Origin of the sequence: Halobacterium noricense (assembly GCF_021233435.1) — an archaeon.
GTDB lineage: Archaea > Halobacteriota > Halobacteria > Halobacteriales > Halobacteriaceae > Halobacterium > Halobacterium noricense.
This window is the reverse complement of record NZ_CP089468.1, coordinates 2,534,239-2,559,144: the sequence shown is the minus strand read 5'-3', so window position 1 is coordinate 2,559,144 and position 24,906 is coordinate 2,534,239. Positions and strand designations below refer to the sequence as shown.

Below are 24,906 nucleotides of genomic sequence, written 5' to 3'. Positions count from 1 at the left end.
CACTCGCGGCCTTCGGCCGCTCGTTCGCAAAAACTTGGGGAAAAAGCGCCGTCACCCACCTTCGGTGGGTTCGGCGCCAGCGCGCTTCGCGCGCTGTGAACCGGCGACCTCCGGTTGCCGGATGCGCCCGTTCCTCCGCGCTGCACCGTCCGCTGACTACTCACGATTTTCTTTCGATGTTTCGCTGGACAGGGGCGGCTCCGGGTCACGCGCGGTCGCAGAAAGGAGTGGTCGCGTTACTCGTCGTCGACGTCGAGTTCGAACTGCTGGTGTTCGGCGGCGGCGTTGAGCACGACGCTCGTGTTGGACTCCTTGATGTCGGCGTCCGAGAGCAGTTCCTTGATGAGCGCGTTCATGTCGTCGGTGTCGTTGAACTTCCCGACGGCGATGACGTCGTGGTCGCCGGTGACCTCGTAGACGGAGACCATCTGCTTGTGGTCGCGGAAGCGGTCGGTGATGTCGGGGAGCGCGCCACCCTCGACCTTGAGTTGGATGATGGCGGTGACGTCGTAGCCGAGCTGGTCGTAGTCGACGATCGGGACGTACCCCTCGATGACGCCCTCGTTTTCCAAGTCTTTGAGGTGGTTGGAGACGGTAGTCACCGATACGTCGAGTTCGTCGGCGAGACTGCGGAGGCTGGCGCGGCCGTCGGCCAGCAGTTCGTTGACGAGGTGCGCGTCGAGGTTTTCGTACGTCATACACACCCCTACCGTCTCCGGCATATAGAAGTTTACGAATGTTCAGTTATCGTTTCATCTCCCAAAATTACGCTAACCGCTACTGCTTTAATAGTGGATGTACTCGTCTGGACTGTCCACAGATATGACGAACGGGAATCCTAGTGAGGGCCTCAGCCCGAGCGAGCAGGCAGTACTCGAGAAGATAGACGAACAGAACATCGACTTCCTCCGTCTCCAGTTCACGGACATCCTCGGCACCGTGAAAAACGTCTCCATCCCCGCCAGTCAGGCGGAGAAGGCGTTCGAGGACGGTATCTACTTCGACGGTTCGTCCATCGAAGGCTTCGTCCGCATCCAGGAGTCGGACATGCGCCTCGTTCCCGACCCCGAGACGTTCTCCGTGCTTCCGTGGCGCACCCGCAAGGACGAGGAAGAAGGTGGCGCTGCGCGCCTCATCTGCGACGTCGTCGACACCTCCACCGGTGAACCGTTCGAGGGCGACCCGCGCTACGTGCTCAAGCAGGCCCTCGACCGCGCCGAGGAGATGGGCTACACCGTCAACGCCGCACCCGAACCCGAGTTCTTCCTCTTCGAGGAGGACGAGGACGGCCGCGCGACGACGAAGACCAACGACGCCGGCGGCTACTTCGACCTCGCGCCGAAGGACCTCGCGAGCGACGTCCGCCGCGACATCATCTACGGTCTCGAAGACATGGGCTTCGAAATCGAAGCCTCTCACCACGAGGTTGCGGAGGGGCAACACGAAATCAACTTCGAGTACGACGACGCCCTCACGACCGCCGACAACGTCGGGACGTTCCGCACCGTCGTGCGCGCCATCGCGGCCCAGCACGACCTCCACGCGACGTTCATGCCCAAGCCCATCCCGCGCATCAACGGCTCCGGGATGCACGCGCACTTCTCGCTGTTCACCGACGACGGCGAGAACGCGTTCCACGACCCCGACGACGAGTTCGACCTCTCGGAGACGGCCAAGCAGTTCACCGCTGGCGTCCTCGAACACGCGCCGGCGCTGGCCGCGGTCACGAACCCGACCGTGAACTCCTACAAGCGCCTCGTCCCCGGCTACGAAGCGCCGGTGTACGTCGCGTGGTCGGACCGCAACCGCTCCGCGCTCATCCGCAAGCCCGCGGCGCGCGTGCCGTCCGCGAGCCGCATCGAAGCGCGCTTCCCGGACCCGTCGTGTAACCCATACCTGGCGTTCGCGGCGCTCATCCACGCCGGCCTCGACGGCATCGAGCGCGGCCTCGACTGCGACGACCCGGTCCGCGAGAACATCTACGAGTTCGACGAGGCCAAGCGCGAGGAGTACGGCATCGAAACGCTGCCGTCGAACCTCGGTGACGCCCTCGACGAACTCGAAGACGACGAGGTCGTCCTGGACGCGCTCGGCGACCACGTCGCCGAGAAGTTCCTCGAAGCGAAGAACGCAGAGTACGACGACTACCGCGTCGACGTCTCCGACTGGGAGCTCGACCGCTACCTCGAGAAGTTCTAAACGGCTCCACTCCGCGTTTTCTTTCGCGTCGCGCGCCGACCAGCGACGGCGTTACTGCCGCAGGACCGGAAGCGCGACGAACGCGACGCCGGCGACAGCGTGCGCGACGCCGATCGCGGGCAACACTGCGTCGACTTTCAGCGTGAGCGCTGCGGCCCCGCCGAGCACGACGAGAATGGGGGCCGCGGCCTTCACCGGGACGTCGTTCAGCAGCGCGCCGCGGCGGGTCACCAGCCACCAGCCGACGAGCGCGCCGACCGTCCCGCCGAGCGCCGCGACCGGGTCCTCCGTGGGGCCAACGAGTACGACGGCCGCGACGGCGGTGACGGCCGCGACGACGAACCCGTAGCCGATGCGGCGGCGGGTGAGCGCGAGCAGCCCCGCGACGAACGCCGTGCCGAGGAGCGCGCCCGCGACCACGTCGCCGAGGTAGTGGACGCCGAGCACGAGCCGCGTGAATGCGACGAGCGCAATCATCCCGGCCGCTGCGGCGTACCGGCGCGCGCGGTCGTTCACGTCGAGCAGCGCCGCGAGCCCGCCGTAGAACGCCGCCGCGCCGGTCGCGTGGCCGCTCGGGAAGCCGTTGCCGTCCTCGGCGATGCGCATCACCGACTCGGGGGGCCGCGGCTCCGCGAACAGGCCCTTCGCGAGCACGACGAGCGCGAGCGCGCCGATGCTCACCGCGAGCAGGCGCGCGCCGTCGCGGCGCGACAGCCAGCCGCGCTTTGGGCCGAACAGGTAGACCGCGGGGCCGACGGTCGTCACGAACCACGTGCTCCCGAGGAACGTCAACACCACAAACACCGGCACCAGCGTCTCGGGGACGCCGCCCGCCAGCGTCTCCGTGACGCTGACGCTCCTGTCGATCGGGCTCATCGTCGCCACGACCGCACGCGGTCGGCGATGCGGCTCGGAAGTCCGACCGCGTTGATGCTCAGGCCGAACAACACCATCAGCACGTACAGGCCCAGCGTCGACAGCCACACCACGAGCATCGCCAGTATCGACCAGCCGCCGTCGAGGTAGTGGAACGCGCCGACGGTCATCAGGGTGCCGTACAGCAACACGAGGTAGGGCCCCCAGCCGCGGGCCTTTCCGCGGCGCAGGCGCTGGCGGACGTACTGCTTGAGGTCCGCCTCCAGCTCGGACTTGCGCACGGTCTTGGCGTCCAGTTCTGCGCGCAACGCCTCGACTTCCGCGCCGAGCTCGGCGACGTCCGGTGCCTCGTTCGGTGGCTCGGGCTCCGGCTTCTCGTCGTCGTCAGGTCGTCCCGACAGCACGGCGTTGAGTACCGCACCGAGGGTGATAACGATGCCGCCGAAGTACAGCCACGTCACGAGGAGTAGCGCGCCGCCCAGAATCCCGTACAGTTCGCCGCCGCCGACGTACGCGGCGTACACGCGGAACCCCTGCACGAGCAGCGTCCACCCGACCGCGGCGAACGCTGCGCCCGGCAGCGCTTCCCGGACGGACATCTCGACGTCCGGGAAGACGTAGTACGACGGCAGGAACACCAGCGTGAGCGCGACCGGCAGCGTCAGCGCGCTGGCGAGGTCGAGGTACGGAAGGACGTCGAGATACGGCACGAGCACGGTCACCACGATTGCTGCGCCGACCGCCAGCGGCAGCGTCAGCAGCACGACGACGCCGTCGACGACCTGTTCGAGCAGCGACTCGGGCTCCTGGACGCCGTACACCTGCGAGAACGCCACGTCGAGGCCGCGGAACAGTTTGAGCGCGGACCACGTCAACAGCAGGAGGCTGATGGCCGTCGCGCTCGTGCGGCCGCGCGCGTTCGTCATCGCGTCCCGGAGTGCCTGCTCGCCGGACGCGGTGAGGAACTGGTCGAGCGCGCCGACGACGCCGTCGACGAGTTCGACGCCGCCGAGCGCGGTCCCGACCGCGACCGCCAACACCAGCAGCGGAATCAGCGAAACGAACGCGTAGTAGGCGACAGCCGCGGAGAGGAACGTCACTTGCTCGTCCTGGGCCGTCCCGACCACGCGCCGCGCGACCCCGACGGCGGACCCGATTCGTGTCACGTCACGGGCTTCGACGTGGTGGGTCATAAATCGGGCTACTGCGCGCCGGCTACTCGCGGACCGCGGCCTCGACGTCGGCGAGCGTGCCGTCGGTCTTGAACGTCGTGCCGCCGTACTGCGTGCGCGAGGCCGCCAGCCCCGCCTCGCGGAGTTCGTCGAGGAACTCGTCCATGCCCACGGCGGGCTCGGACCACTGCTTGTAGAGGCGGTGTTGGTCGAAGTGCGTGGGTTCGTGGAGCTCGCCCGCGATGGTATCGAGTAGTTTGCGCGCGCGCTTGGCGGTACCCATGTAGTCGGTGACGTGCTCGCGGACCCCCGCGACGAACTCTCTGTCGTGGGCGGGGCCGAGCCACAGCGGGCCTGCAGGCAGCACCTGCCGGCCGCCGCAGCGCGGACACGTCTCCGGCGAGTCCGCAATCAGGCCGTACTCGTACTCGCGGTGGAGGCATTCCTGGCAGTGGTAGACGTAGCCGAGTTCGTCGATGGCTTCGTTGGCCTCGGTCGCGGTGTGTGAGAGGTCGAGGTACGTACGGACGTAGTGGTCGCTGACGTGGCTGAAGATGGGCGTGACGCCGACGTCGTAGCGCGCGGCGGTGCGGGCGAGCGCGGACAGCAGCACGCGCAGCCCCATCTCGGCGTGGTACTCAGTGTTCCGGGGGACTGCGGAGTACTTCCGGACGCCGGATTCGAAGTGCGCACCACACAGCGGCGCGGTGTCGGTCGCGGTGACGCAGACGAGGTTGCGGGCGTTCGCGAACGCCGCGTCCGCGAACGGAATCGGCGTCCCGAACGGGTCGAGGTCGACGACGTCGAAGAACTGGCCGTCCTCGTGGAGGAGGCTGTTGACGTTGCGCTGGACGACCTCGCCGTCGAGGTCGTTGCGCGCGAGGTTCGCCCGCGAGAGTTCGACCGAATCGGGGTCGAGGTCCGCGAGCGTCGTTTTCCAGTCGTTGTTGGCCGCGCGCACGCCGCGGATGCCGCTGGCGGCCATCGCGTCGAGGTACGTCCCCGCGCGCGGCTCGCGCTCGCGGTACGCCGACAGCGCCGCGACCGTCAGGTCCCGGTTGAGTTCCTGCGTGGGGTTGAAGAACACGCCTTCGCCGACACCCTCGCCGCCGCCGGCCTCCCCGGGTACTTCGACGGTCACGCCGCCTTCCTCGACGAGCATACCGCTACTCGGTGCGACGCAGAAAAAAGGCCGACGGTTGCGAGGAGGTGAAACCTCCTCGGAATAAGCGAGCGCTGAGCGCGTGCGCGACCAGACGGGAGAGCACGGAACGACGAACGGCGAACACAGTGAGCCGTGAGCTGCGAGGGCGCGAAGCGCCCTCGAACCACGCGAACGGTGAGCGTAGCGAGGCGTGAGCACAGCGAGCACTGTGGGTCGCGAGAAGTGGGAGGCGAGAACCTCCCGAGCTACGAGATTCTGGATGCCGACGGAACGGCCGCGAGCGGGCTGAGCACGTCCGCGTGCGGCCGCGCGTCGTCAGTTCCCGACGTTCGTGGCGCGTTCGACGACGTCTTCGCCGTACTTGGCTTGGAGGTCGTCGTGCTGGTCGGGGCGGTGCTGGTAGACGTCCTGGAAGAGGGTAATCGGCGTCTGAGCGGCTTGGTAAGTGGCCTCGTCCCACATCCGGTCCTTGCTCAGGTCCACAGTGACGCCGTCGATGTCGAGGGTGGCGGCCTGGGTCATCGCGATGGCGCCCTTGCCCGCTTCCTTCGCGGCTTCGAACTCCTCCATGGAGTCGACGATGTCGTTCATGCTGGGGACGTATGACGTCCGGTCGAGCAGTTCATCGCGGAGCTCCTCCTCCGAGAGTTCGCGCTCGTCGCCGCCGACACCGAGCACGTAGCCGCCGGCCGACTCCGATAGGGAGAGGTCGTCGCCGTCGTAGACTTGGCGGTCGTCCTCGGCGTCGAGTTCGACCTCGCGGCCGTCGACGTCGAGCAGCCAACTCCCCGTCTCGGGCGGGAGTGGCGCGGTGTTGGCGACTTCGACCTGCTCGGGGGTGAGCGACCAGATGCCGGTCATCCCCTTCGCGCGGTTGTCCTGCATGCGCTGGCGGTAGCCGTCGACGTCGCGGATGTCGTCGTAGGGACCGTCGACGGCGACGAGGCCGGCGGCGCTAGCGCCCCGGGAGGTGTTGTGGCGGAGTTCGGGCCACGGTGGCAGCTCCCCGGTGGGGGTCATCGCGCGCATGTCCTTGGTGTAGTCGACTTCGCCGTCGACGAGCAGGAACATGCGTTCGAGGTTGTTCGAGGGGTTGCCCATCTCCTCGCGGAGGTCGCCCATCGCGAGCTCGGCTTCGCCGCTCTCGACGATGACCGACATCGACAGGCTGCCCTCGTCGAGGCCGTGCTCGTGTTCGACGACGGTGATGGCCTCGTCGGCCTTCTTCCAGTCGTCGATGTCGCCGACCTCCGGGACGACGAAGCCGTCGATGTGCTCGACAGCGCCGCCGTCAGGGTCGGCGATGGTGAGCATCTGCTGGAACCCGCGGTAGCGGGTGGACGGGCGCTCGCGGTGCCAGACCACGCGCGGGTGGATTTCGCCGGGGAACTCGCTCCCGTGCTCGCTCACCACGTCGACGATGTTCCGTGCGCCCTCCGTGCGCATCGAGGGCGCGGTGGCGTCCTCGTTGTCCGGCACCCAGACGTCCGGTGCCTCGATGCCGCGCAGTTGCGCCGCGCTGCGCAGCAGTTTCGCGGAGTCGTCCTCGCCCTCCACGGCCGTCGGGGACGTGAAGAACGTCCGCACGAACTCGCGCTCGTAGTGGCGCGCGGTCGGGTCAGTCATCCTGCGTCGCCGCGGCCTCGTCGTCGGCCGTAATCGGGTCGCTCTCGTCCTCGCTGTACCCCTCGGACTCCTCGATGCGGCGACGAGCCTCGGGGTCGAACTGGGTCTCGATGTCCTGGTAGCGGCTGACCAGCGAGAGGTCGTGGTGGCTCTCGGTCTCGTGGCCGAGGTAGCGGTCTTCGAGGTCGAACTGCGCCTGCTCGGCGTTGTTCGCGATGTTCTCCATGTCCTCGTAGACGGCGTGCGCGCCCGAGTGGAGGCCGTAGAGGGTGATGAAGATGTACTCGTAGCCGAGGTCGCCGAGCTCCTCGAAGGTTAGCGGGTCGTCCTCCTCGCTCCACGCGAACGACGACGAGTAGTTGAACGCCAGATCGAGGTCCGGGTGGGTCTCGTGGATGGTTTCGGCGTACTCGACGGCGTCCTCGCGGGACGGGTCGGGCATCTCCGGCCAGACGAGGTCGACGCCGGCGTCCGCGTAGATGCGGCCGCGTTCGAGGTGTTCCTCCCAGTCACCGTTCGCGGAGCCGTACGCGTCGGTGCGCGCGATGATGACGGTGTCCTCGGACTGCGTGGCGTCGACGGCGGCTTCGAAGCGCGCGCGGGCCTTCTCCCGGGAGACGATTTCCTTCCCGGCGATGTGGCCACAGCGCTTGGGCGTCGTCTGGTCCTCGATGTGAATCGCGGCGACGCCGGCCTTCTCGTACTCGCGGACGGCGCGCCGGACGTTGTGGACGCCGCCGTACCCGGTGTCGGCGTCAGCGACGACCGGGAGGCTGGTGGCGTCGACGATGCGCTTGGCGTTCTCGACCATCTCGGTCATCGACACCATTTCGAGGTCCGGGAAGCCGAACTGCCCGAGGACCGTCGAGTAGCCGCTCATGTAGACGGCGTCGTGGCCGGCGCGTTCGGCGAGCCGCGCGTCGAGGGCGTGGTAGAGGCCGGGCGCGAACACGTAGGGGTCGTCGTCCGCGAGCAGCTCGCGGAACTCGCGGCCGGCGGCGTTGTCGATGTCTCGGTGCGTGTAGTCGGGGTAGTCGTCACTCATCAGTTGGCTCCGTGTGTCGGTGGCTCCAGACGGTCTCAGCGAGCGATTCTTCCTCGTCGGCGTCGCCCCGGAGGTCCGGGACGACCGGCGCGCCGGTGTTCTCTATGTCGGTGTAGGTGGGCATGGTGGGGTTTCTGTGGGTCGTTGTGGCGGTCGATAGTCGGTGCGAGCAGTCGTGCGGTGGCGTACTACGGGCATCGCAACTGGTGACGGGACGACCAGCCGCATAAAGTTAATGAATAATAATGTAATATGGCTCGAATGGCATTAACAATAATTAAGGAATTATTTTGATACGCCAACCCGTACCACGGACGCGCGACCGAACCTGCTAAACCACGCCCCGCCCAACAGCGGGTCGTGCCCGAGGTCGACGACTGGCGGGCCGCACTCGCCGACACCGGCGAACTCACCGCCCCCATCACCGAACGCATCCTCGCCGAACACGGCGACCGCGGCCAGCGCGCCATCGAAGCCGCCAGCGAAGGCCGCGTCAAACAGTACAACGACTTCACCGTCGTCGTCGGCCACGAAGACGAATATATTGTCGAAGAAGGCAACTGCAACTGCCAAGACAGCCAGTACAACCTCGACCACGACGAATCCTGCTGGCACGCCATCGCCACCGACATCGCCGAACGCGTCGGCGAAGTCGACCACCACGACATGTATTATAGTGAAGTTAGGGATTTCATCTAGTACCTTTTGCTGCGCTCGCGGCCTCCGGCCGCTCGCTGGCAAAAGCTACGCTAAAAGCACTCCTCCCTCACTTCGCGCCTACGGCGCTCCCTTCGGTCGTCGGCCTCCACTCACTCACTTCGTTCGCTCGTGGAGTGAACCGCTTCGCTCGGATTCTTCGAGCCGCTCGCTCGCGGATGCTCGCTGTCAACCGGGCGGGAGAAATGCCGTTCGGGTGTGAGAATCGCTGACGGCTACTGGTCGGCGCAGATGTCCACGAAGTTCCGGAGAATCCGGAGCCCGGTCTCCCCGGACTTCTCGGGGTGGAACTGCGTGCCGAAGACGTTGCCCTCGTCGTTGGCGACGATGGACGGGAACGCCTCGCCGTAGTCGGTCTCGGCGACTACGTGGTCGTCGCTGTCCGGCTCGGCGTAGTAGGAGTGCACGAAGTACGCGTACTCGCCGTCGATGGAACCGCCCGCGGTTCCGTCTGCTCGTCGCGTCTCTGACGAGACGGTGTCGACGCCATCGACGAGCGGGTGGTCACGCACGACGTCGAGCTCGTTCCAGCCCATGTGCGGGACCTTCACGTCGCCCGTGAACCGGCGGTTGCGCCCCGGAATCAAGTCCAGTCCCCGCACGTCGCCCTGGCCCTCGCGTTCGGCTTCCTCGCTCTCCGTGAGCAGCATCTGCATCCCCAAACAGATGCCGAACAGCGGGCGACCCTCGTCGGCGGCGTCGACGAGCGCGTCGCGGAACGGGCCGGCGTTCTCCATGCCGTCGCCGAACGCGCCGACGCCCGGGAGCACGATGCCGTCGGCGTCGTCGAGTGCGCCGGGGTCGTCCGAGATTGTCACGGCCGCGTTCGCGCGTTCGAGCCCACGCGTGACACTCCGGAGGTTCCCCAGCCCGTAGTCCACGACGACGACCGAGGCCGTCGTCTGGTCGGTCGACGAGATACTCATGTTCGTGACTTCGCCCCCCAGTTGCAAGTGGGTTTCCCTCCGCCGTTTGTTACATAGTGGTGGTTACTGTTCGATATAGTTGAATGACAAACCTTTTCAACTATCTCTCGTATTCACAAACGAATTTCCCATGGCGGGACGACGCAAATTCCTCAAAATCGCGGGTGCGACAGGTATCGCTGGACTCACGGGCCTCGCAGGCTGCACCGGTGACGGTGGCGACGGCGACGGCACCGAGAGCGGTGAGTCCGGGACGACGGCCGGCACGACCGAGAGCGGCCCGACGGAACTCACGTTCACGCTGACGCCGGCCGAATCCGACGTCAACGTCCAGCAGCAGTACCAGCCGATGTTCGACTACCTCGAATCCCAGGCGGACGTCTCCATCACCTCCAGCGTCGCCGCGGACTACGCGGCGGTGTACTCCTCGCTGGAGTCCGGCCAGACGGACGTCGCGGACGCCGCACCGGCCATCGCCATCCAGAGCGCGGACAACGACGTCGCGGAAGTCGCGGGCATCCGCATCGCCTACGGCGCGGCGAAGTACTTCTCGCTCATCACGACGACGCCGGACAGCGACATCGAGCAGCTCTCGGACCTCGAAGGCGAGACGGTCGCGTTCGCCGACCGCCTCTCCACGAGCGGCTCCATCTTCCCGCTGTACATGCTCAAGCAGGCGGGCCTCGACACCGGCGGCGCGCCCAACGGCACGCCCAACGACTTCGAGGGCCAGTGGTCGGACCACTCGCAAGCCCGCGAGACGCTCATCAACCGCGACCCCGTGAAGGCCGCCGGTACCGGCGCGTTCTCCACGGCCCCCCACGTCCCCAAAGACCAGTTCCCCCAGGAGTTCCTCGACATGTCCGCCGAGAACGACGGCGACCTCGGCACCGAATCCCCGGAGCTGCAGCTGCTGAAATCCTCGAACCCGATTCCGCGCGCGCCCATCCTCATCCGCTCGGGGCTCGACGCGACGGTCAAGTCCGACGTCACCGACGCGCTGCTGAGCGCCACCGAGGAAGACCTCATCAACGAGGACCTCTCGGACGACCAGCAGCTCTGGTTCACGGGGCTCAGCGAGGGCTCCGTCGAGGACTACCAGCCGGTCCGCGACGCCTTCGAGGAGCTCGGCGTCGAGCTCGGGAACGCGTAACGCCGACACGCCTAATCGATTAACCTATTTGTCACCCGTGATGACCCCCTACAAGCCCGCCAGCCGGGTCAGGCGGCCGCACAAGTAATGATTGAAGTCTCAAACCTGAGCAAATCCTACGGTGAGATTCAAGCTGTCGACGACGTCTCGTTCACCATCCCCGACGGTGAGTTCGTCGTCGTGCTCGGCGAGTCCGGCGCGGGGAAGTCGACGCTTCTGCGCTGTCTCAACGGTATCACCGAGCCGACGGAGGGGTCCATCACCATCAACGGCGACCCCGTCGAGGGGCCGCGGGACGACGTCGCGATGGTGTTCCAGCAGCACTACCTCATCGAGGAGATGAGCGCGTACAACAACGCCCTCACGGGTGCACTCGGCCGCACGTCCTTCTTCAACAGTCTGCTCGGCCGCTACCCCGAGGAGGACAAGTACGAGGCGCTGCGCGCCCTCGAAACCGTCGGCCTGCTCGAGGAGTCCGGGCAGTCGGTCGGGCAGATGAGCGGCGGCCAACAGCAGCGCGTCGGCATCGCACGCGCGCTCGTTCAGAAACCGAACCTCCTGCTCGCCGACGAGCCGGTTGCGAGCCTCGACCCGGCGTCGGCCGAACAGGTGATGGCGTACATCCGTGCGGCGGCCGACGAGCGCGGCCTGTCGACGCTCGCCAGCCTCCACCAGGTGAACATCGCCCGCGAGTTCGGGGAGCGCTTCCTCGGCATGAAGGACGGCGAGGTCATCTTCGACGGCTACCGCGACGACCTCACGGTCGACGTCATCGACGAGATTTACGGGACCATCGAAACCGAAGCGATTCGCACGGAGGCCGAAGCATGAGCACGGAGTCAGAATCCGAGCAGTCCGTCTCTGAGTCGGTCCAGGAGCAGTTCACCCGCCTCCGCATCAACAAGCGCGCGCGACAGGTCTTCGGCCTGTTCGCGCTGGTCGTGTTCGGCTGGCTGTTCTCGCTGGCGCTCGGCCAGGTCGGCTTCTCCATCGCCGAAATCATGGAGTACTGGCCGGACTTCCGGGACGCACTCGGACAGTTCTTCCCGCCCGGCGAAATCTTCGGCATCCCATTCGTGGACACGGGCGCGTACTGGTCGTTCATCCAGCAGAACGACCTCCTCTTCGAACTCCACACCAACGGCGCGGGCGTCGCGTTCTGGAATTGGACGTTCGTCCCCGGACAGATGTTCATCACGCTCGCGATGGGGTTCGCGGGCACCGTGCTCGGGCTGCCGGGCGCGCTCCTGCTGGGCGTGCTGGGCTCCGAGCGCGTCACGCCGTACCCGTTCAACTTCATCTTCCGCGGCACGATGAGCGTCATCCGCGCGATTCCCGCGCTCGTCTGGGCGCTCATCTACATCCCGCTGGGCGGCGTCACGCCGTTCACGGCGACACTCGCTATCGGCACCGACACCATGGGGAATCTCGGCCGGCTGTTCACGGACGCTCTCGAAGAGGTCGAGGACGGCCCCATCGAGGCCATCGGCTCGACCGGGGCAAGCGGCCCCCAGCGCGTCGTCTTCGGCATGCTGAGTCAGGTGTTCTCGCCGTTCATCGCGTGGACGATGTACATCCTCGAAATCAACACGCGCATCGCCGTCACCATGGGGCTCATCGGCGGCGGCGGTCTGGGCTACGTCCTCCAGACTCAGCGCGGGCTGTTCAAGTACACGAACATGATGGCGACGATTCTGGTCATCTTCGTGCTCGTCATCTCCGTGGAAGTCGTCAGCCAGCGCGTCCGCGCGTACATCCGCGGCACCGAGGAGTCCCAGGGGCTCATCGCACTCATCGTGGAGTTCCCCCAGCGGATGGTCCGCACGCTCTGGCAGTAACTCAGTAGTCCCCCAACTGGGACTGCCCGCTGTTCCCGCCCGCTATCGTCGCCGCTTTTGCTATCGTCTCCGTGAACGTCTCGCGCTGGCTCGCGTCGTACAGCGTCGCCGCCGGATGCAGACAAATCAGCACTTCGCGGGGCTCGCCGCCGAGTTCGACGCGCTCGACGCTGCCGGCTTCGTTCGTCACCGCGACGTCCCGCCCGAGCAGGTGTTCGCCGGGCACCTTCCCGAGCGTGACGACGACCTCGGGGTCGACGAGTTCGATTTCGCGTTCGAGGTACGGCCGGCAGTTCGCCAGCTCCTCCTGACTGGGGTCGCGGTTCTCGGGCGGTCGACACCGCACGCAGTTCGTGATTCGGACGTCCGCGCGCGGCAGCCCCGCGTCCCGGAGTTCGTCGTCGAGCACGTCGCCGCTGCGCCCGACGAACGGCACGCCCTCCTCGTCCTCGGATTCGCCGGGTGCTTCCCCGACGAACAGCACGCCGGCGTCCTCGGGGCCGTCGCCGTTCACGATTTGGCTGCGGGACTCGGTGAGGTCCGCACAGCGCGTGCACTCCGTGACTTCCACGCCCTCCATGCCGTCGATGTCGCTCATGCGTGAGTCGACCACGGCTGCCGGGTTAAGCGTTACAGACCCGAGTCGTCGCCCGCGCCCTTCCTTCGGTCGGCTGCGCGTGCCGCCAATCGAGCCACCCGCAGCGGCTCCGGACGGCCGCCCTCGGGCGTGAACGCGCGCACGACTTCTTTGGGATTCTCGCAGCCGACCGCGCGCACGAACACCTGTTCGTCGTTCACGGGTACGGACTCGCGGTCGGGCTGGCGCTCGTAGCGTGCGAGTCGTCGGTCGCGTTCGTCGTCGGAGAACTCCCGGCGGATGGCGGCTTCGAGTCCCTCGCTGGCCTCGAAGGAGACGGAGAGCACGGGCCGCGAGACCGCGTCGTGGACGGTGTGGAGGTCGACGACGTTGAACCACGCGGGCGCGATACCCGACACGAAGACGTACTGGACGTCCTCGCGACCCAACTGCTGGTAGCAGTCGACGACGGCCGCGGTGCTGTCGAGGCCGCCGACCGTACACGACGTGAACGAGAACCCGTCCGCGATTCGGGACGCCCGCACGACAGCGCCGGCGAACGTCGACGCATCCCCCTGATAGGACTCCGCGACGCCGAGCGCGCGCGTCCCGGACTTCACAGTCCTACTCTCGGCTCCCGGCGGACGACCACGCTACTCGCCCTTGATGTCCTGCAGCCGGTCGAGCAGTTCGTCGTTCGACGCCCCGATTTCGTAGCTCACGTCGCCGCTGTGCTCGAACTCCGCGGTGTCGAGGTCCTCCTCCGCGTCGATGTCCGCTGAGTCGAGAGACTGATTCTCCTGTTCGGATTCGTCGTAGCTCCCGAAACCCATGTTCACGTACATGTACGGACTCTTCCCTCAAAAGTCCCCCGCCCAGTAGGGAATCGCCCGTCAAAAATCCCGCTGTTTTACCACGCCAGCGGGCGACGGTGCTCGCATGGACGTAGTCCACGTCACCTTCGACGCCGAGACGTTCACCTGCAACGCCTATCTCGTCCCCGGCGACGAGCCGACGCTCGTGGACGCCGGTGCCTTCGACGGCGTCGTCGACGAAATTCGGCGTCACGTTGACGACCTCGAACGCGTCGTCCTCACCCACCAGCACGGCGACCACGTCGAGCAACTGGACGCGGTCGTGGACGCCTTCGACCCCGACGTGTACGCATTCGCCGACCACCGCCTTCGCACGCACGAACTCGGCGACGGCGACAACGTCAGAATCGGCGACGACGACTTCGACGTCGTGTTCACGCCCGGTCACGCCCCCGACCACGTCTCGCTGGTCTCAGACGCCGCGCTGTTCTCCGGCGACGTCGTCGTTCACGACGACGGCGCGTTCGACGACGGGAGCTTCGGCCGCACCGACATGCCCGGCCAGTCCCGCGAACGCCTCATCGGGAGCGTCCGCGAACTCCTCCAGCGGATGCCGGACACTGTCGAGCACATGTACGCGGGCCACGGCAGCGTCTTCCACGGCGACGTGCGCGAGGTCGTCGAGCGCGCGCTCGAACGCGCCGAGCGCCGCGAACCCAAGTACGACGAGTAGCCCCGATTCTGCGTTGTAACTGCCTGTCACACCACGAGGACGCTTTTTTCGCCCCCTCGCTACGAACTACGGGTTCGTCCAGCACCGCCGCTACCGCGTGCTCCCGAATGAACTCGGCTGCGAACTGAGGAGGAAGTCCACTGCGACGAAATCGGCGTCGATGGGACGTGCGCTACTACTCGGTGCTCGAAGACGAGTGGAACGGCGAGAAAGACTGACCGCGATTACGTCGAGCGGGACTCCTTGGCCTTCGGGCGCAGGTTCTTGTACCCGCACTTGCGGCACTCGGAGGCGCGCTTCGGGTTCCGGGCGTTACAGCGCATGCAAATCTGCTTCTCGAGCAGGCGTTTCTCGATGGTCTCGCTCATGGGGCCGGATTCGGCGCCAACGCGTTTAAGCGTTCGGAATGCTGACTTGGGCTGTTCGGCGTCGTCCGCGCGGTCCCCGCAGTCAGCCGGCGACGCACTCGATGAACCACTACTGGAAAATCGTGCGGTTCGAGTGCTTCTTTTCGGTGTTCTCGAAGTAAACGAGCGCCAGCGAGTTCCCGATAGCGAGCCGGTCAGCGAGGGTCGACAGCCTGCCGGGCGTCCGGGTCGGTGTCGAGGTATTCGTAGTACCGGTCCATGAACGGTGCTACGGCTTTTCCAGTAACCGGCGGTTATACGCCGGTTCTAGTTTTCGTTATCAATTTTGGATTTTTAGAGCCAGCATTATAAGGAACGAACAGCAGCATGGTTGAGAAGACAGGGAAGCAGTCGACGCAGTTCAAGCGGCGAACAGTCCTCCTCGGCGTCGGGGGGCTGGCCTCTGGAACGGGATGTCTTGGAGTTCTCGAGAATTCTCCGCCGGATGCGGATGGAGATGACGTGCCGGATAGTGATGACGACTATCCGAACGATTCTTCGAGATATAGGAATCGCGGGAGCGAGAGCTCTACCTTTCCGGTGACGAAGAGCGATGAACGCCAAATTGAAATTGCGTTTACGACGGGGAATACGAAAGCCCGGTTCTCGGTGGAAGTTGTTGAGCGGTCTCCAGTGACGATTTGGATGTATAATCGAAGAAAATTCAGGAGTACAACGACGAGGACAGCAATCAGCCGGCTCCGGATTGGGCTGAGACAGAGGTGTACGAGGTGACGGGCACGGTGGATGCGTTGGATGTTTTCGATGGTGGTGTTACGGCGACATTCGTATTCGAGATTCCGCCGACACACTCGGGCCCGAGCAAGGTGTCGTTCTCCTATGAGAAATTCAGCTAGAAATGATGTTTGAATTGACTATTTCGATTGTCTTTCTGAGGAATATATTTTTGAGGTTGCAGTGAGTAGTCGTCACCATAATGGGAAAATCCCGCTCTGCGCCAACCTCGGAAGAAGTGGCCGAATCTGCGGGAGGCGACGTTGAGACGACGCGAAAGGCGTTGTCGGCAGTTCGATTTACTGACGACGAATCTTCGGAGTAGGTACTGTGGGAGCGTCTGATTCGACTGTTTTTCAGTTCCAAATTCAAGCAGTAGCAGGCCACCGTATTACTCCATCAGAGTAACTCTCGCCGAATGCTGAGCGGCGCCTCTTGGTCGCAAAGCGAACAGTCGACTAGAATTATTTGGAACTGGACGAGTTCGTCGACGGTGACCTGAAGACGAACCCGGTATTCGTCTGTCAGACTGAGAACCGCGAGGAAGAGGGGTTCGAAGTCTTGCGTCTACTCCATAATTATCTCTCGTCGCTGTACTCGCTTAATGAGACAATCCGTGTTCTCATTAACCAACATACAGAGCGCTCCGTTGAGATCCATCAACGGCAGTTTGCGAATAGTGGAGAGCACTCTACGCTTCCCTACTATAGTCGTCGTCTCACGTTTCTCCGCGGATTGCGAACAGATTTCCAGCATGGCGGTTTTTCTTGCTTGGCATTCAATCGGAAGGGATCGTTGGGTGATTTCGGCGGCTATCACGTGGTTTTCGACCGAGACTCGTTCATAAATGATAGTGGCCTCCGGTCTCCTGAGGGATACCTCAAATATACAAACGAATCCAACCGGAGGTATCCGCTCTGCTACGTGGGTTCTTTCCAGCAGGAGACCGTTCAGGAGTTCTACAACGATATTGAAGACTGGTTCGGCACGGCGTAAGCGTCTCTGTAGATAGATTACTTACTGGAATTCGCTAGGCCGATGTACTCGGATTTGATGGTGTCATCGCCGTGCCGCTGATAATAATGGTACCAGTTGCCGTTGATCTCCCTCGTGGTGTTCGATGCGCGTGATGGAACTTTTTCGGGAGTTTCGACGTTCCGGATGTCGGTGACTTCTTAATATTCATCGGCGTCAGCCGGTAGCTCGGCGGTGTAGTGCTAGAGCGCTGCGACGTACGTGTCTCCGAGCTCACCGGTCATGAGCACTCCTCCTCCGTCTCAGCCGCGTCCGGTTCGTCCGCGAGATAGTCCTCCTGCACCGCGACGACTTCGGCGGAGTCCGCGCACTCGCTGTACCGCCGGAGCGGCTCCTCGTTGAGTTCGAGGAACGTGTGCCCCCACGTGAACTTCGAGAGGATGCGCTCAGCGTGCTCGCGCTCGCCGAGGATGCACAGCCCGGCGGCGAACGCCTCCACCGTGTTGAGCTGGAACGGCTGCCCGTAATTCACGGGGTTGGCGGCGACGAGGAACGGGAGCGCGCGGTGCTCGCCGTCGATTTCGAACATCGCTTCGCCGGCGGTCTCCCACGAGCAGTCCAGCGCCACCAGCCGCCCGTGGTCGGCGTCCGCGGGCGACAGCGCGGTGTCGGCGTGCGGGTTCAGGACGACGCCGTACGGCGTCGCGCGCGCCGTCTCGTGGAGGACGGCCTCGTCGAAGCGCGCGAGCTTGCGCGCCGTGCACTTCTTCGGGTCGTCGTCGCCCTCGTACCGGACGTGCAGGTCCACACCTCGTGTAGTCCGTCACGGAGGAAAAACACCCCGTTCGCCGGGTGGTTGCCGTGCGTCGCTCCACCGGTTTCTTATCCGGGCGAATCCACCATCGGGTATGGACGACGCTGCGCTCGCGCGGGCCTACTACGACGCCATCGACGCCGGGGACTACGACGCCCTCCGTGGAGTGCTCGCGCCCGAGTTCGAGCACATCCGCCCGGACATGACGCTCTCGGGGCGCGAGGAGTTCGTCGCGTTCATGCGCGACGACCGCCCGCGCACCGACACCCGCCACGTCGTCGACGCGGTGTACGACGGCGCTGAGGGCGTGGCGGTCCACGGGCGCTTGCTCGCCGTCGACGACGGCCGCGAACTGTTCGCGTTCGTGGACGCCTTCGACACCGCTGACGGCGAAATCCGCGGACTGACGACTTACGCCGGCGCTATCGACTCGACCGCCGGCAGCACCTCGTCCTCGTAGAACTCGAAGAATTCCTCCTGATTCGGGCCGACCTGGTGGACGTACACGCGGTCGTAGCCCGCCTCGACGGCGTTCTCGACGGCCGCGACGTGGTCCTCGGGGTCGGGGCTGGTGACGAGCCCCAACTCGGCGATGTCCTCCCTGGTGACCATCTCGCAGGCCTGTTCGAAGTGCGCGGTCGTCGGCAGTTGCGAGGAGAGTTCGCCCGGAAGCGCGGTGTTTGGCCACCACTCGTGGGCCGTCTCGACTGCTTCATCCTCGGTCTCGGCGTAGCAGACGCTCAACTGCGTGTACCGCGGGCCCTCGCCGCCGTACTCCTCCCACGTCCGGACAGTGTCCTGTGGGCCGACCGACCAGAAGCCGTCCCCGATTTCGGCGGCGCTCTTCGCTGCGGCTGGGCCGTACGCGGAGACGATGATGGGCGGCGTCTCCTCCGGGCGCGTGAACAGCCGCGCGTTCTGGACGGTGTAGTGGTTCCCGTGGTGGCTCTGCTGGCCGCCCGCCCAGAGTTTGCGGATGATTTCGACCGCTTCTTCGAGCATTTCGAGGCGGACCGCGTGCTCGGGCCAGTGCTCGCCGACGATGTGCTCGTTCAGCAGTTCGCCCGTGCCGACGCCGAGGAAGAACCGGCCGTCGAGCATCGACGCCACCGACGCCGACGCCTGCGCGACGATGGCGGGGTGGTAGCGCATGATGGGGCAGACGACGCCGATGCCCACCGGGATGTCGTCGGTGGCGTGCGCGACGCCGCCGAGCGTCGACCAGACGAAGCCGCTCTCGCCCTGCTGGCTCACCCACGGGTGGAAGTGGTCCGAAATCGAGAGGAAGTCGAACCCCACGTCCTCCGCGCGGGCGGCGTACTCCACGAGGTCGTTTGGCTCGTGCTCCTCGCTGGAGAGCGTGTAGCCGAGTTCCACCATTCACCCACACCTCCGCGTGCTCGCGTTCATACGGGGCGGGTCGCAGCGCACGAGGAAAAGCCTACTCGCCGACCTGCGCGCTACTCCCGTTCGCCCGCGCCGAGCGCGGACTCGCCAACTTTCGCCGAGCCCTCCACGACTTCCTGGCCGTTCATGTACGGCTGGAGCGCTTCGGGCACGTCGACGGTTCCGTCGTCGTTCTGGTAGTATTCGAGGATGGCGACGAGCACGCGCGGCACCGCCAGCCCCGAGCCGTTCAGCGTGTGGAGGTACTCCGCGCTCTCGTGGCGCTCGGGGCGGTACTGGATGCGCGCGCGCCGCGCCTGGAAGTCCTCGAAGTTCGAGACGGACGAAACTTCGAGCCAGCGCCCGCCCTCCTCGGGGCCTTCGGGCATGTCGTCGCCGGGAGCCCACACCTCGATGTCGTACTTCTTCGCCTGCGTGAACCCGAGGTCGCCCGTGCACATCTCCAGAATCCGGTAGGGGAGGCCGAGACGGCGCAGCACCGACTCGGCTTCGTCGACGAGGCCGTCGAAGCGCTCGTAGCTCTGTTCGGGTTCGACGAAGTTCACCATCTCCACCTTGTTGAACTGGTGGACGCGCACGATGCCGCGGGTCTCGGTGCCGTGCTCGCCGGCCTCCCGCCGGAAGTTCGGCGAGTACGCCTGGTGTTTCAGGGGGAGGTCGTCGCTGAGCAGAATCTCGTCGCGGTACATGTTCGTCACCGGGACCTCCGCGGTCGGCAGCAGCCAGAGGTCGTCCTCGTCGTAGTCGGCATCGTTGACGTCGCCGATGCGGTAGGCGTCCTCGACGAACTTCGGGAACTGCCCGGTCCCCTCCATCGACTTCGAATTCACGGGAATCGGCGGGAAGACGTCCTCGTAGCCCTGCTCGCGGTGGACGTCGAGCATGAACTGGACGAGCGCGTGTTCGAGGCGCGCGCCCGCGCCCTTGGCGAAGTAGAAGCCGCCGCCCGAGACTTTCGCGCCGCGCTCGAAGTCCAGGATGTCCAGTTCCTCGCCGAGGTCGTAGTGCGGCGTGACCTCGTCCGGGAGGTCGCGGACGTCGTCGAAACCCTCGCGGCGGCGCTCGACGTTGTCGGACTCGTCCTCGCCGACCGGCACCTCCTCGTGGGGGACCATCGGGAGCGTGAGCAGTTTGCGCTCCAGTTCGGCCTCGAGTTCGTCCGCGCACGTCTCGATTTCCTCGAGCTCGTCTTTGAGTTCCTGCGAGCGCTCGATGGCTTCCTGGGCCGCCTCCTCCTCGCCCTCCTGCTTGAGCTCGCCGATTTTCGAGGAGACCTCGTTGCGCTCGTGGCGGAGTTCGTCGCCGCGGGCCTTGCGGTCGCGCCACTCCTCGTCGACTTCCAGAATCCGGTCGAGGTCCGCGTCCACGCCCTTCTTCCGCAGGGCGTCGCGGACCTCCTCGGGGTGTTCGCGGACGTACTGTCTGCTCAGCATTTGCCGGAGTTTGCGGGGGCGCCGGCAAGAACGTATCGCATCCCCGTAACCGCTCACGAACCGGAGCCGGGCGACCGCCCGAATATCGGCCACATCCAGAATATACACCACCCCGAACCGCGTACGCGAGAACACATGGAGGTCCTGTTGGTCCTCGCCGTCGCGGCCGCGGCGTTCGTCGGCTTCAACGTCGGCGGGTCGTCGACGGGCGTCGCGTGGGGGCCGTCGGTCGGCGCGGGCGTCACGAAGAAGACGACCGCAGCGGCGCTGATGACGGTGTTCGCCCTGCTGGGCGGCTGGACGGTCGGGCGCAACGTCGTCGAGACGCTGGGCAGCGGGGTCGTCGCGCCGAGCGCGTTCACCGTCGAGGCGAGCATCGTCGTGCTCGTGTTCATCGGGCTCGGGATGGTGGTCGCGAACGCCTACGGCGTCCCGGTCTCGACGTCGATGACGGCGGTCGGTGCCATCGCGGGCCTCGGCCTCGCGACGGGCACGCTCGATTGGGCGGTGCTCGGGGAAATCGTCGTCTGGTGGCTGGTCGCGCCAGTCGCGGGCTTCTGGTGTGGCGGGGTCGTCGGGCGCTACCTCTACGTCCACCTGCAGCGCGTCGTCGAAGTCGAGCAGTCCGACGGCCCGATGGTCACGCTCGATTGGTCGTCGTTCATCCCCAGACCAGCGCTCGGCCCGGGGACGTCGCTCCGGGAGTTCGTCAGTACCGCGCTCGTCGTCGTCGTGGCGTGCTACATGTCGTTCTCCGCGGGCGCGAGCAACGTCGCGAACGCGGTCGCACCACTGGTCGGCGGCGGACTCCTCGCCCCCGGGCCGGCGGTCGTGCTCGCGGCGGCGGCCATCGGCGTCGGCGCGTTCACCATCGCGCGCCGCACGATGGCGTCGGTTGGAAGCGAACTCACGGACCTCCCGCTGCTGGCCGCCATGGTCGTGACGGTCGTCGCGGCGACGATTACGACCGCCGCGTCGTGGCTCGGCATCCCCATCAGTCTCGCGCTCTCGACGGTGATGACCATCGTCGGACTCGGCTGGGGGCGCGCGTCCCGGACGGCGACGGCGGCGGATCTCGCGCGCGGCGACGTCGAGGGTGGCGTCTCCGTGAGCGCGGTCGCCGTCGAGGCGGGCGACGGCGTCGCCGAAATCGGCGAGGCGCGCGCCGACGACCTGCAGGACGCGGCGGCGCTGTTCGACCCGTCGACGGTCGCGCGGTTCGTCTCCTTCTGGATTCTCGGGCCGAGCGCCGCGACCGTCCTCTCCTACCTGGCGTTCTTCGTGCTTCCCGTGGCGGGGACGCCGTGACCGAGCGGCCCGCACACGCGAAATCTTTTGCGTACGGCCACCCCACTCCCGGTATGGCACCCGGCGACGTCTTCGACGTCGAACAGTGTACCGACATCTCGTACGTCGACACCGGCATGTACGACACCGGCGAGTACGGCTCCGTCTACGTCGTCGACGCCGACCGGCCAGCAATCGTCGACACCGGCATCGGCACGAACTACGAGCGCGTCCTCGCCGCGCTCGACGAGTGCGGCATCGCGCCCGCGGACCTCGAAGCGATTCTCGTCACGCACGTCCACCTCGACCACGCGGGCGGCGCGGGCTTCCTCGCCGAGGAGTGTCCGAACGCGGACATCTACGTCCACGAAATCGGCGCGCGCCACCTCGTGGACCCTTCACGGCTCGTGGAGGGCACCAAAGAGGCGGTCGGCGATCAGTGGCAGTACTACGTCGAACCCGAACCCGTCCCCGAGGACCGCATCGTCGAACTCGAAGACGGCGACACCGTCGACCTCGGCAGCCGGGAACTGACCGCCCACCACGCGCCCGGGCACGCCCCCCACCAGGTCGTCTTCGAGGACCACGCCGACGACGCCCTCTTCACAGCGGACGCCGCCGGCATCTGGGTCCCCGAGCAAGACCGCGTCCGGGAGACGAGCCCGCCGCCGAACTTCGACCTCGAACAGTGCGTCACCGACGCCGAACTGATTCGCCGCCTCGACCCCGACGTCCTGCTGTACGCGCACTTCGGGCCGGGGCCGGACGATGTCGACGCCGTCCTCCGCCAGTACGAGCAAGTGCTGCGGGAGTGGGTCGAAACCGTCGAACGTGAGGTCGTCGAGCGCGGCAGCGAGGAAGCCGCCATCGACCACCTCGCCAGCACCAACGAGGTCTGGCAGGTCTGGGGCGACCACAAGGCCCGCGCGGAAACTAGAATGAACGTTCGTGGCGTTCTCCACTATCTTAAGACCCGGGAGACCCACTAGGCGCTATGGACTTCCGCGAGGCGGAACGCGACTACGAGGACGAGGTCACCGGGCAGACCACCCTCGCCCGCACGTTCGAGAACGCCGCGGAGCGACACGCGGACCGCCCCGCACAGGGGTACAAGGGCGGTATCTACGACCGCACGCTCACCCCGGACGTGCTCCCGGCCGCGCCCGACGGCGAGTTCGCCGACGTCACGTACGGCGAGATGCGGGACGTCGTCCGCAATCTCGCGGCGGGGTTCCGCGACCTCGGGGTCGAAGCCGGGGAGCGCGTCGGCATCTTCGCGCACACCCGCATGGAGTGGGCGCAGAGCGACTTCGGCATTCTCGCGGCTGGCGGCGCAGTCACCACGGTCTACCCGAGTTCTAGCCCGCGGCAAGTGAAACACCTCCTCGGCGACAGCGGCGCTGTCGGCGTCGTCGTCGAGGGCGAGACCGAACTCGACCGCGTCCGCGAGGTCCAGGGCGACCTCGACGTGGAGTTCGTCGTCACGATGGACCGCGTCGCCGACGACGACGCCATCGCGCTCTCGAAGGTGTGCGAGCGCGGACAGGCGGCCTTCGACCGCGACACCTACGAACAGTGGGTCGCGGAGCCGGCGTACGACGACCTCGCGAGCCTCATCTACACGTCCGGCACCACCGGCCAGCCGAAGGGCGTCGCGCTCACCCACGCGAACTTCCGGGAGAACGTCAACCAGTGCCGGAAGCGCTTCGGCCCGCGACCCGACAAGCCCGACCTCCCCGCCATCACCGCGGAGACCCGGGTCGTCTCGTTCCTCCCGCTGGCGCACGTCCTCGAACGGCTCGCCGGCCACTTCCTGCTGTTCGCCGCCGGCGCGCACGTCTGTTACGCCGAATCCCCGGACACGCTCCGGGAGGACTTCGCGCTCTGCGAGCCCTCCGTCGGCACCAGCGTCCCCCGCGTCTACGAGAAGATTTTCGACGCCGTCCGCGAGCAGGCTGCCGAATCCCCCACCAAGGAGCGCATCTTCGAGTGGGCGACCGGCGTCGGCCGCGACTACTACGAGGCCGACGACCCCGGACTGGCGTTGCGCGCGAAACACGCCGTCGCGGACAAACTCGTCTTCGAGCAGGTGCGGGACGCGCTCGGCGGGAACGTCGACTTCTTCATCTCCGGGGGCGGGTCGCTGTCCCCGGAGTTGTGCGCGCTCTACCACGGCATGGGCCTCCCGATTCTGGAGGGCTACGGCCTCACGGAGACCAGCCCCGTGCTCTGCGTGAACCCGCCCGAGGCCCCCAAGCCCGGCACAATCGGCCCGCCGCTCGTGGACACCGAGGTTCGCGTCGACGAAACCATCGCCAGCCCCGGGCAGCACGACGAAAGCGACGGCGACGTCGGCGAACTCCTCGTACGCGGCCCGCAGGTCTTCGACGGCTATTGGGGGCTCGACGACGCTACCGAGCAGGCGTTCACGGAGCTCGAGGGGAAGGAGTGGTTCCGCACCGGCGACGTCGTCGAAATTCGGGCGGACGGCTACGTCACCTTCCTCGAACGCGCGAAACAGATTCTCACGCTGTCGACGGGGAAGAACGTCGCGCCCGGCCCCATCGAGGACGCCTTCGCCGCGAGCCCGCTGGTCGAGCAGGCGATGGTCGTCGGCGACAATCGCAAGTTCGTCTCCGCGGTCGTCGTCCCGAACTTCGACGGCCTCCGTACGTGGGCGAACAGCGAGAGCATCGATCTGCCCGACGACAAGGCCGCCATCTGCCGGGACGACCGCGTGGAAGCCCGCATCCAGCGGGCGGTCGACGCCGTCAACGAGCAGTTCGAGGAGTACGAGCAGCTCAAGCGCTTCCGCCTCGTCCCCACCGAGTTCACCGAGGCCAACGACCTGCTCACGCCGACGATGAAGAAGAAGCGCCGCAACATCCTCGACCGGTTCGCCGACGAAATCGGCAACATCTACGCGGAGTAGCTCGCAGTGTCGGGCGTGGCTGCCGGCATCCGGGCGCTTTAAGGGTAGCGGCGCTGAATCACGGGACGATGCCG

27 protein-coding genes are annotated in these 24,906 nt (G+C 66.2%); 12 read left to right on the top strand and 15 right to left on the bottom strand.

All coding sequences use genetic code 11. The features are described from left to right. Positions 1 to 236 precede the first annotated feature (236 nt). On the bottom strand, positions 237 to 698 hold the full coding sequence (gene lrp / locus LT974_RS13735; RefSeq protein ID WP_232588195.1) for an HTH-type transcriptional regulator Lrp: 462 nt from the start codon (positions 696 to 698) through the stop codon (positions 237 to 239). Positions 699 to 822: 124 nt separating this feature from the next. Here lrp and glnA point away from each other — a divergent pair, with 124 nt between their 5' ends. After that, positions 823 to 2,199 carry a type I glutamate--ammonia ligase gene (gene glnA / locus LT974_RS13730; RefSeq protein WP_232588194.1) on the top strand — a complete coding sequence of 459 codons (1,377 nt, stop codon included), beginning with the start codon at positions 823 to 825 and terminating at the stop codon, positions 2,197 to 2,199. A 51-nt stretch (positions 2,200 to 2,250) separates the two neighbouring features. Here the strand turns inward: glnA and LT974_RS13725 are convergent, their stop codons facing one another. From LT974_RS13725 to LT974_RS17790, 6 genes are all read right to left on the bottom strand, one after another. After that, complete coding sequence (locus tag LT974_RS13725) at positions 2,251 to 3,075, bottom strand: phosphatase PAP2 family protein (RefSeq protein WP_232588193.1); 825 nt, start codon at positions 3,073 to 3,075, stop codon at positions 2,251 to 2,253. Then, positions 3,072 to 4,268 carry a YihY/virulence factor BrkB family protein gene (locus LT974_RS13720; protein WP_232588192.1) on the bottom strand — a complete coding sequence of 399 codons (1,197 nt, stop codon included), beginning with the start codon at positions 4,266 to 4,268 and terminating at the stop codon, positions 3,072 to 3,074. The genes LT974_RS13725 and LT974_RS13720 overlap by 4 nt, the downstream gene beginning before the upstream one ends. A gap of 22 nt (positions 4,269 to 4,290) precedes the next feature. Next, entirely contained in the window at positions 4,291 to 5,409 is a 1,119-nt protein-coding gene (locus LT974_RS13715; protein WP_232588191.1) for a tRNA (guanine(26)-N(2))-dimethyltransferase, read from the bottom strand. A 318-nt stretch (positions 5,410 to 5,727) separates the two neighbouring features. Next, positions 5,728 to 7,038, bottom strand: a complete 1,311-nt coding sequence (gene aceB / locus LT974_RS13710) for a malate synthase AceB (RefSeq protein WP_232588190.1) — start codon at positions 7,036 to 7,038, stop codon at positions 5,728 to 5,730. Further along, positions 7,031 to 8,083 carry an isocitrate lyase gene (aceA, locus tag LT974_RS13705; protein ID WP_232588189.1) on the bottom strand — a complete coding sequence of 351 codons (1,053 nt, stop codon included), beginning with the start codon at positions 8,081 to 8,083 and terminating at the stop codon, positions 7,031 to 7,033. The genes aceB and aceA overlap by 8 nt, the downstream gene beginning before the upstream one ends. Continuing rightward, complete coding sequence (locus LT974_RS17790; RefSeq protein WP_269785407.1) at positions 8,076 to 8,207, bottom strand: hypothetical protein; 132 nt, start codon at positions 8,205 to 8,207, stop codon at positions 8,076 to 8,078. The genes aceA and LT974_RS17790 overlap by 8 nt, the downstream gene beginning before the upstream one ends. 236 nt (positions 8,208 to 8,443) lie before the next feature. On the opposite strand from LT974_RS17790, the gene LT974_RS13700 reads away from it, so the two are divergent. Then, the gene (locus LT974_RS13700; protein WP_232588188.1) at positions 8,444 to 8,782 is read left to right on the top strand and encodes a hypothetical protein; all 339 of its coding nucleotides are present in this window, start codon (positions 8,444 to 8,446) and stop codon (positions 8,780 to 8,782) included. A 233-nt stretch (positions 8,783 to 9,015) separates the two neighbouring features. On the opposite strand, the gene hisH is transcribed toward LT974_RS13700, so the two are convergent. Further along, the gene (hisH, locus tag LT974_RS13695; RefSeq protein ID WP_232588187.1) at positions 9,016 to 9,726 is read right to left on the bottom strand and encodes an imidazole glycerol phosphate synthase subunit HisH; all 711 of its coding nucleotides are present in this window, start codon (positions 9,724 to 9,726) and stop codon (positions 9,016 to 9,018) included. A 130-nt stretch (positions 9,727 to 9,856) separates the two neighbouring features. Here hisH and LT974_RS13690 point away from each other — a divergent pair, with 130 nt between their 5' ends. The 3 genes from LT974_RS13690 to phnE all read left to right on the top strand — a co-directional run bounded on the left by LT974_RS13690 (position 9,857) and on the right by phnE (position 12,717). After that, on the top strand, positions 9,857 to 10,879 hold the full coding sequence (locus LT974_RS13690; RefSeq protein ID WP_232588186.1) for a phosphate/phosphite/phosphonate ABC transporter substrate-binding protein: 1,023 nt from the start codon (positions 9,857 to 9,859) through the stop codon (positions 10,877 to 10,879). A gap of 87 nt (positions 10,880 to 10,966) precedes the next feature. Then, positions 10,967 to 11,710 (top strand): phosphonate ABC transporter ATP-binding protein, encoded by a 744-nt coding sequence (phnC, locus tag LT974_RS13685; protein ID WP_232588185.1) that lies wholly within the window; start codon positions 10,967 to 10,969, stop codon positions 11,708 to 11,710. Beyond that, on the top strand, positions 11,707 to 12,717 hold the full coding sequence (gene phnE, locus LT974_RS13680; protein ID WP_232588184.1) for a phosphonate ABC transporter, permease protein PhnE: 1,011 nt from the start codon (positions 11,707 to 11,709) through the stop codon (positions 12,715 to 12,717). The genes phnC and phnE overlap by 4 nt, the downstream gene beginning before the upstream one ends. 1 nt (position 12,718) lies before the next feature. On the opposite strand, the gene LT974_RS13675 is transcribed toward phnE, so the two are convergent. Genes LT974_RS13675 through LT974_RS13665 form a run of 3 tightly spaced genes read right to left on the bottom strand, consistent with a single transcriptional unit; the run spans position 12,719 to position 14,127 of the window. Continuing rightward, on the bottom strand, positions 12,719 to 13,315 hold the full coding sequence (locus LT974_RS13675; RefSeq protein WP_232588183.1) for a uracil-DNA glycosylase: 597 nt from the start codon (positions 13,313 to 13,315) through the stop codon (positions 12,719 to 12,721). 32 nt (positions 13,316 to 13,347) lie between these two features. Next, the gene (locus LT974_RS13670) at positions 13,348 to 13,914 is read right to left on the bottom strand and encodes an endonuclease dU (protein ID WP_232588182.1); all 567 of its coding nucleotides are present in this window, start codon (positions 13,912 to 13,914) and stop codon (positions 13,348 to 13,350) included. Between the two features lie 33 nt (positions 13,915 to 13,947). Further along, positions 13,948 to 14,127: a DUF5786 family protein gene (locus tag LT974_RS13665; protein ID WP_232590268.1), complete on the bottom strand. Its 180-nt coding sequence runs from the start codon at positions 14,125 to 14,127 to the stop codon at positions 13,948 to 13,950. Between the two features lie 106 nt (positions 14,128 to 14,233). Here LT974_RS13665 and LT974_RS13660 point away from each other — a divergent pair, with 106 nt between their 5' ends. Further along, positions 14,234 to 14,842 (top strand): MBL fold metallo-hydrolase, encoded by a 609-nt coding sequence (locus LT974_RS13660; RefSeq protein WP_232588181.1) that lies wholly within the window; start codon positions 14,234 to 14,236, stop codon positions 14,840 to 14,842. A gap of 224 nt (positions 14,843 to 15,066) precedes the next feature. Here the strand turns inward: LT974_RS13660 and LT974_RS13655 are convergent, their stop codons facing one another. Further along, on the bottom strand, positions 15,067 to 15,210 hold the full coding sequence (locus tag LT974_RS13655; protein WP_230888073.1) for a 50S ribosomal protein L40e: 144 nt from the start codon (positions 15,208 to 15,210) through the stop codon (positions 15,067 to 15,069). Positions 15,211 to 15,576: 366 nt separating this feature from the next. On the opposite strand from LT974_RS13655, the gene LT974_RS13650 reads away from it, so the two are divergent. Continuing rightward, on the top strand, positions 15,577 to 15,984 hold the full coding sequence (locus LT974_RS13650; protein WP_232588180.1) for a hypothetical protein: 408 nt from the start codon (positions 15,577 to 15,579) through the stop codon (positions 15,982 to 15,984). 468 nt (positions 15,985 to 16,452) lie between these two features. Next, complete coding sequence (locus tag LT974_RS13645; protein WP_232588179.1) at positions 16,453 to 16,980, top strand: hypothetical protein; 528 nt, start codon at positions 16,453 to 16,455, stop codon at positions 16,978 to 16,980. A 259-nt stretch (positions 16,981 to 17,239) separates the two neighbouring features. Here the strand turns inward: LT974_RS13645 and LT974_RS13640 are convergent, their stop codons facing one another. Beyond that, positions 17,240 to 17,767: a DUF367 family protein gene (locus tag LT974_RS13640; RefSeq protein ID WP_232588178.1), complete on the bottom strand. Its 528-nt coding sequence runs from the start codon at positions 17,765 to 17,767 to the stop codon at positions 17,240 to 17,242. A 100-nt stretch (positions 17,768 to 17,867) separates the two neighbouring features. On the opposite strand from LT974_RS13640, the gene LT974_RS13635 reads away from it, so the two are divergent. Next, positions 17,868 to 18,233 (top strand): nuclear transport factor 2 family protein, encoded by a 366-nt coding sequence (locus LT974_RS13635; RefSeq protein WP_232588177.1) that lies wholly within the window; start codon positions 17,868 to 17,870, stop codon positions 18,231 to 18,233. On the opposite strand, the gene LT974_RS13630 is transcribed toward LT974_RS13635, so the two are convergent. Both LT974_RS13630 and serS read right to left on the bottom strand, forming a co-directional pair. Continuing rightward, positions 18,185 to 19,153 carry a TIGR03557 family F420-dependent LLM class oxidoreductase gene (locus tag LT974_RS13630; protein ID WP_232588176.1) on the bottom strand — a complete coding sequence of 323 codons (969 nt, stop codon included), beginning with the start codon at positions 19,151 to 19,153 and terminating at the stop codon, positions 18,185 to 18,187. The genes LT974_RS13635 and LT974_RS13630 overlap by 49 nt on opposite strands. An 80-nt stretch (positions 19,154 to 19,233) precedes the next feature. Next, positions 19,234 to 20,613: a serine--tRNA ligase gene (serS, locus tag LT974_RS13625; protein ID WP_232588175.1), complete on the bottom strand. Its 1,380-nt coding sequence runs from the start codon at positions 20,611 to 20,613 to the stop codon at positions 19,234 to 19,236. 135 nt (positions 20,614 to 20,748) lie between these two features. Here serS and LT974_RS13620 point away from each other — a divergent pair, with 135 nt between their 5' ends. The 3 genes from LT974_RS13620 to LT974_RS13610 are packed head-to-tail and all read left to right on the top strand — an operon-like array spanning position 20,749 to position 24,832. Continuing rightward, positions 20,749 to 21,921, top strand: a complete 1,173-nt coding sequence (locus LT974_RS13620; protein ID WP_232588174.1) for an inorganic phosphate transporter — start codon at positions 20,749 to 20,751, stop codon at positions 21,919 to 21,921. A 53-nt stretch (positions 21,922 to 21,974) separates the two neighbouring features. Next, positions 21,975 to 22,889 carry an MBL fold metallo-hydrolase gene (locus LT974_RS13615; protein WP_232588173.1) on the top strand — a complete coding sequence of 305 codons (915 nt, stop codon included), beginning with the start codon at positions 21,975 to 21,977 and terminating at the stop codon, positions 22,887 to 22,889. Positions 22,890 to 22,894: 5 nt separating this feature from the next. Further along, on the top strand, positions 22,895 to 24,832 hold the full coding sequence (locus tag LT974_RS13610; RefSeq protein ID WP_232588172.1) for an AMP-dependent synthetase/ligase: 1,938 nt from the start codon (positions 22,895 to 22,897) through the stop codon (positions 24,830 to 24,832). Positions 24,833 to 24,906: the final 74 nt, after the last annotated feature.